Origin of the sequence: Paenibacillus lentus (assembly GCF_042714055.1) — a bacterium.
Lineage (GTDB): Bacteria > Bacillota > Bacilli > Paenibacillales > Paenibacillaceae > Fontibacillus > Fontibacillus lentus_A.
Window position 1 is genome coordinate 1 of the sequence record NZ_JBHGVC010000028.1, and the last position, 7,008, is coordinate 7,008.

Consider the following 7,008-nt stretch of genomic DNA (forward strand, 5'->3'; position numbering starts at 1 on the left):
ATGACCGTACCTACCCTGATTTCCTTAGTAGGTCAACTTGGCGGAAAAAATCATGGCGCAGCAGTTTCTTTATATACCTTTATCCTGTTTATTGGAACAAGTCTTGGCCCGATCATAGCCGTTTCGTTATTAAATACAGGAAGTTATTTGATTGCTTTTGTGTCATTAACGATAATCCTTGGAATGGGGTTGGCTATTTCATTTTTTATAACAAAACGGTAGACGGTATAACAACTTTGAGGAGATGATTGTCGATGATTCGTTTATTACTTTTAGGAGCGACTGGACGCACAGGAAATTTGATTCTCAAACAATTATCAGAGAACGAGCAAGTTCAGGTGACAGCAGCTATACGAGATGTAAGCGATTCTTCGAGGCTTCCAAAGATTAAACGACCTATCCACACTACGATTGTAGATTTAGACAATATCTTGAGCCTTCGGAAGGCTACGTCTCAGGCTGATATTATTGTCAATGCGATTAGACTCCGGGAGAATATTTCTCGGTCGGCATTGATCACACTTGACAAGCGAATTCGAGAAGGCGTGGGAAGTATGGAGGGGCGTTTAATAATCACGGTGGGTGGTGCCGGATCTTTACATACGCTTCATGGCCAGCGATTTTGGCAAGATCCTGCTTTTCCTAAACGCACATTGCCTAGAGGCATAGCACACGCTGAGCTACGTGATTATCTAGAAGAATTACCTCCAGCTTCGTGGGCTTATTTAATTCCACCACCAGTATACAATCCTACTGGATCTCGTACTGGTTATTATAATCGGTGGACACCTTCAAATGATGAAAGTGAGTTTTTGAATAGGAGTATCAGTTATGAGGATTTTGCGACAGCTGTTTGTAAAGCAGTAAGCGAACGATGGACAGGCGTACATCTTATTTCAAATTAGTTGCGGAACCCGGTGGATCAATTCACTCCGGAGTTCATGCAGCCAGCCTATAGAGAGCTTTAAATCAGGCATTGGGGAATGAATACCTGAACAGAAGGACAATTAAATCAGTAAAAAGAAGGAGGGGCTTGTGATTAAAGCACCCTCTTTCTTTTTACTCTGCTCCAGCAGGGGGCAGTTTTATTGGAAGTGACTTGATCGAGGAACTTATCTGCGTCACGATTGAATTTCCAGCATCCTAGTCGGGAGAAAGGGATTGGTATCACTTACTTGTTCCCAGCGAATTTTTCTGTAGTTGCGGAATCAAGGCAAAGCCGAAAGTGAATATCGGACTTAACCATAGGAATGCAGCGAATGGGGCATATTCAAGAACCGGAACTCCAAGGGTCGCAGCGAAAAAAGCTCCGCTGACGCCCCATGGAATCAGAGGGTTGACGAGTGTTCCGCAATCCTCCAAGGTTCGTGACAGGGTTTTGGCCGGAATTTGTCTACGGGTATACTCATCCTTAAACATTTGGCCCGGCAGCAGAATAGATAAATACTGCTCCCCTGTCATGCCGTTAACGGCGATCGATGATGCGCCCGTCATAAGAACAATGCTGCTGCGCCGTTTTAGCGGCTCAATCCATTTACGGAACAAGGCTTCGATGACTCCACAGTGCTGCAGCAATCCGCCTAATGATAAAGCAATCAGGATCAGGGACACCGACCACATCATCGATTGCAGGCCGCCTCGGTTCACGATCTCAGCTACAGTCTCATTTACGATGGTACTCTTGTAACCGCCCTGCATCACACTGAACCAGCTGCCTATCGAGGCTTGCTGTTGAACAAATGCCGTTATCAAAAGTCCAGTAGCAATGCCTGCTATTAATGTGGGAAGGATCGGTATACGCTTTGCGGAACATGCAATGACCGCAAGGGGTGACAGCAGCGTTAACCAGTGAAGATGAAACCCATTTTGCAATGATTCCTTGATGGACTGAATAGAGCTCAAATCAATAGACCCGGTTGTCGGGATCAGAAGAAATAATATCGTTGTGATAATTAACGCGGGCACCGTTGTATACATCATATTACGAATATGTGTAAATAAAGAGATGCCGGCCACTGCAGGTGCAAAATTCGTCGTATCGGACAGCGGAGACATTTTATCCCCAAAACAGGCGCCTGAGACAATTGCCCCCGCTGCCAGAGGAAGTGAAATTCCCGTTGTCATGGCAATTCCCATCAAGGCGACACCGACCGTGCTGACTGTGGTGAACGAGCTGCCGGTGAACATCGATACAATGATGGTGACATATAACGCGCTTACTGCAAAATAATGCGGTTCAATATAATCCAGTCCATAATACAGTATGGTCGGCACGGTTCCACTCATCATCCAAACGGCAATTAATATTCCAATAAGCGAAAGAATCAAGATCGGCATAATCGCGGATTGTATGCCTTGAATGATAGAGGATTCAAGCTTCCTCCAGGAAACTCCGTATAAGTGTAATATGGCGGCAGTGCCGATCGTTGCACCCAGAAGCGGGATATGAGGCTCTGCCTTGAATATAAAGATCGAAACAAACAGAAATGCAAGAATGAAAACGATAAGAATCATACTTTGTAAAAAACTAAGCTGTCGATCCATCATGCTGGAGCTCCTTATACATGAGGTTAGCGGTTGAAGATATGTGTCCCCATCCGTCCTTTACTTTTATGCTTTTGGGCTTTTTCGCATTGAAGCACGTAGGTACTATAAACGATAAGTTGAGATCGAGTCAATGTTAAAAAATACATTCCATAAGAAAAAGCCTAATTCCCAGCTGTACTGAGAAACTTGGCTCTTATGCTCTGCCATACATTAAGCTATTAAGTGACGGCGGTCAGGCCAGAGATAAAAATTCAAATCGTTTCATGTTCAGCGATGGAGGAGCTAGCTTTAAAATGGTGTTCCTTAATAGGATGAGCCCTTTGTTCTCACTGGTTTGTAACAAATCACCCTCGTTATTTGTCTTATGTTCAAAATGACAAGAGGTGATTCCATGAAATATGAAGAGCATCACTTCGCTCACATTAAAATTGCATTGACAAGTTAAACCAACCCATATGCATAAAAGTAGCTTACCGAGGACCGATAAGCTACTTTTTATTTTTTTTAATTTGTAATATCCCTGAGTACTTCTGGTTGATCATAAGTGATGGGGCATGTTATAAGTGTAAAAGATGTGGAACATTTGACTTAAGAATAATGGACGAGAGTTTGATGTCGTTTCTATATAATGAAAGGATTTGAGTTTGATTTGATAAATAATTTTTGGAGTGATCTGCCACGGCCCTTTTTTGTGCTTGCTCCAATGGAAGATGTGACCGATGTTGTGTTTCGCCATGTGGTGAGCAAAGCAGGCAGACCTGATGTTTTTTTTACAGAGTTTGCAAACACGGAAAGTTATTGTCACCCCGATGGGCACAAAAGTGTGCGTGGACGTTTGATGTTTACAGAAGATGAACAGCCCATGGTTGCACATATTTGGGGAGATAAGCCCGAATATTTCCGTCAAATGAGTATCGGGATGGCAGAGATGGGGTTTAAAGGAATAGATATCAATATGGGCTGCCCTGTTCCCAATGTGGCATCGAGAGGGAAGGGGAGCGGCCTTATTCTTCGCCCTGATGTAGCAGCAGAAATTATCCAAGCCGCAAAAGCGGGAGGATTGCCTGTAAGTGTAAAAACAAGACTTGGATACGAGGAGATCGACGAGTGGCAGGGGTGGCTAACGCATATATTAAAACAGGATATTGCGAACCTTTCTATTCATTTGCGAACAAGGAAGGAAATGAGCCAAGTGGATGCGCATTGGGAGCTGATTCCGGAAATTAAAGCATTACGTGATGAAGTGGCGCCAAATACTCTTCTAACCATTAACGGAGATATTCCTGACCGTGAAACAGGGCTAAAGCTTGCGGAGCAATACGGTGTAGATGGCATTATGATTGGGCGGGGAATATTCAGCAATCCGTTTGCTTTTGAAAAAGAACCAAAAGAGCATAACCCGAAAGAATACCTAGACCTTCTAAAGCTGCATCTCGATCTTCATGATCATTATATCGAGGAGCTGCCACGTGCCATGTCAGGGCTTCAGCGCTTCTTCAAAGTATATGTTAAAGGCTTCCGCGGGGCTAGTGAATTAAGGCATCAAATGATGAGCACCAAGTCAACGGATGAAGTGCGTGCACTGCTCGATAACTTTGAAAAGAATGTGGAAGCTAATTTTGATCAGAAGGACAATTGGTGAAATAATTACTGCATAGAAGGGATGGTAAAATGTCAGAAATAAAAGATGAAATCATTTTAAGAGGGCTTAAAGAAAATAATCTAAAAAATGTAGATTTAAACATTCCAAAAGAAAAAATCATCGTATTTACTGGTCTTTCAGGCTCAGGCAAGAGCTCTGTTGTATTTGATACATTAGCAACGGAAAGCAGAAGACAAATGACCTTGAACTATCCCCTCTATGTCAGAAATCAAATGCCAAGATATGAAAGACCTCAAGCCGATCTGATGCAAAACTTAAGCCCGGTTGTAGTTGTGGAACAAAGGCCTATAGGGGGCAATTCCCGCTCAACCGTCGGCACCTTTATGGATATCCATCCATTGATTAGACTTTTGTTCTCCAGAATAGGAAAGCCGGCCATAGGTTCTGCTAGTGATTTTTCAAGTCAAAGCTCCTTTGGCAGATGTCCGCAATGTGGTGGATTCGGGGAGGTCATTACACCCGACTTAAATAAGATGATCGATTACGATAAGTCGCTTCGAGATTATGCCGTGAAATTTAAGCCATTATCACCGTCCGGTTGGCAAGGCAGATGGATGATGACCGGCGGATTATTCGATCCGGATAAACCCATTAAGGACTACTCCGAGGAAGAACTCCGCCTGCTATTATATGGTCCCCCGGAAGGTGAAAAAGTCTTTGCGCCGTTTCACACGAAGAACGGGCCTCAACCCCATGAGTGGGACGGGTTATTGCCCAGATTTATCCGACTTTATATTCATAGAGATGTCACAAAGTTAAAAGAAGTGTCCCAAGATGACGTCTTGGCTGTATCCACACATGCATTGTGTCCAACCTGCCAAGGTTCAGGCCTAAACCCCAAGGTGTTGGAATGTAAAATAAACGGTTTAAATATAGCAGAATACGACCAATTAGAGCTTACAGAATTACTCGAGGAACTAAAGAACATCAAGGGCCCTATGGGAGCATCGATCGCACTCCAAGCGATTCCACTGATCCAACAACTGGTGGACATGGGATTAGGTTATTTGAGCCTTTCAAGAAAAATGGGCACTCTGTCCGGCGGCGAAGCGCAAAGAGTAAAAATCGCTCGTCATTTAGGGAGTAGTCTGAACAATATCACATACATATTCGACGAACCCAGTGCAGGACTTCATCCAGAAGAAGTGGACATGTTAATACAGATGCTGCAAAGTATTAAAGAACAACATAATACTGTCATCGTCATTGAGCACGATCTGTCCGTAATTAAAGCAGCGGATGAAATCATTGAGATGGGGCCAGGAGCAGGTGTACATGGAGGAGAAGTAGTCTATCAAGGAAAATTGGAAGGACTACAAAACTCTCCCGCTGCAACCATCCTAAACTACAGCCTCAACATAAACAAAAATCCAAGAGATATAAAAGGTTATTTTTCAATAAAAAATGCAAGTCACAATAACTTAAAAAATATAAGCGTGAACATTCCTAAAAATGTCTTGGTCGCTATATGTGGAGTATCTGGATCAGGCAAAAGCTCCTTAATGCTGGAAGCATTCGCGGAAAGTTATCCAGAAACGGTCATGGTAGGGCAAGGTAGTATAGGAATTTCTAGCCGTTCGACACTAGCTACCTATATGGGAATCATGGATGATATTCGCTCCATATTTTCGAAGGAAACAGGACAACCAGCAGGTTTATTCAGCTTTAATTCCTTAGGAGCATGTCCTGTCTGCGAAGGAAAAGGAGTGATCACGCCAGACGTTGCATTTGCAGATCCGGTGACCATTCCTTGTGAAGCATGTGCCGGTACGAGATATTCAGACGAGGCGCTGTCATACCGATATCAAGATAAAAATATTGTAGAAATTTTAGATTTAACGATCGATGAGGCGATGGTCTATTTTCGAATGCCAAAGATCTTAAAAAGAGTGAATACGCTAAAAGACGTAGGATTAGGGTATCTAACCTTAGGACAGACGACAAGCTCACTAAGCGGAGGAGAAATCCAACGTCTAAAACTTGCCAGCCACCTGCAAAAAGAAGGCCAAATCTACCTATTGGACGAGCCATCCTTAGGACTGCATACGAAAGATAATGGAAAACTCCTAGACGTATTTCAAGCGCTTGTAAACAGAGGTAATTCCGTGATCATCATCGAACATAATTTAGACTTTATAGCGGCGAGCGACTGGGCAATCGAACTGGGTCCAGGAGGAGGAAAACAAGGAGGACATATTATATTCGAAGGCATACCAGAAGAGATGTTGCATGCAGAAACATGGACAGCGAAATGGTTAAAGCTGACCTCCAATTAGTATGCCATCCTGGAATAATAAGCGATTTTTTCCAAGACTGCGTATGACTGCTGTAAACAACGGATGACGCACTCATGGCTCCAACGTCACTAATGCCTGCAACTTCTTGAAATTCTGTCTTCGTTCCGCAAGAAACTACTGGAGTAAATTTCGGGAGTTTTGATGTTAAAAGCCAATAATCTGTGATAATAAAACATAAAGGGTCATTAAAAAGTCTTATTTATTGTGGCTTCTTGGCACACTAACAGAAAGCATAATAAAGGGATTGGTGCCCGCGAACGACTCATGTGGAGAGCTGTGTGTCGCTAGTGAGAAAGTAGTAAGGGCCACATTTACCGATTTGAATAAACTCAAGTAGACTACTTGAGTTTATTTGTGTGTTTGCAAGGGTAAAGATAGACCCGGAGGCAAACGAACAATTCGATTTTCCTCCGGGTGATTCATGTATGCTCATATATCTCGCCGCCTTCTTATTCATTTGAGTTTGGCACCATATCCGCCAACTTACGAAATGCTTCATTT

Annotated in this window: 4 protein-coding genes and 1 pseudogene; 4 read left to right on the forward strand and 1 reads right to left on the reverse strand. The window is 43.2% G+C overall.

What is annotated here, in order from left to right:
- Together ACE3MQ_RS27170 and ACE3MQ_RS27175 are read left to right on the forward strand one after the other, a co-directional pair.
- Positions 1-222: pseudogene (locus ACE3MQ_RS27170) on the forward strand (MFS transporter); the annotation flags it as partial.
- Between the two features lie 32 nt (positions 223-254).
- Positions 255-905 (forward strand): NAD(P)-dependent oxidoreductase, encoded by a 651-nt coding sequence (locus tag ACE3MQ_RS27175; protein ID WP_379398745.1) that lies wholly within the window; start codon positions 255-257, stop codon positions 903-905.
- 262 nt (positions 906-1,167) lie between these two features.
- On the opposite strand, the gene nhaC is transcribed toward ACE3MQ_RS27175, so the two are convergent.
- Positions 1,168-2,544 carry a Na+/H+ antiporter NhaC gene (gene nhaC / locus ACE3MQ_RS27180; protein WP_379398751.1) on the reverse strand — a complete coding sequence of 459 codons (1,377 nt, stop codon included), beginning with the start codon at positions 2,542-2,544 and terminating at the stop codon, positions 1,168-1,170.
- Between the two features lie 631 nt (positions 2,545-3,175).
- Here nhaC and ACE3MQ_RS27185 point away from each other — a divergent pair.
- Both ACE3MQ_RS27185 and ACE3MQ_RS27190 read left to right on the forward strand, forming a co-directional pair.
- Positions 3,176-4,189, forward strand: a complete 1,014-nt coding sequence (locus ACE3MQ_RS27185; protein WP_379398747.1) for a tRNA dihydrouridine synthase — start codon at positions 3,176-3,178, stop codon at positions 4,187-4,189.
- Between the two features lie 29 nt (positions 4,190-4,218).
- Positions 4,219-6,486 (forward strand): ATP-binding cassette domain-containing protein, encoded by a 2,268-nt coding sequence (locus ACE3MQ_RS27190; protein WP_379398749.1) that lies wholly within the window; start codon positions 4,219-4,221, stop codon positions 6,484-6,486.
- Positions 6,487-7,008: the final 522 nt, after the last annotated feature.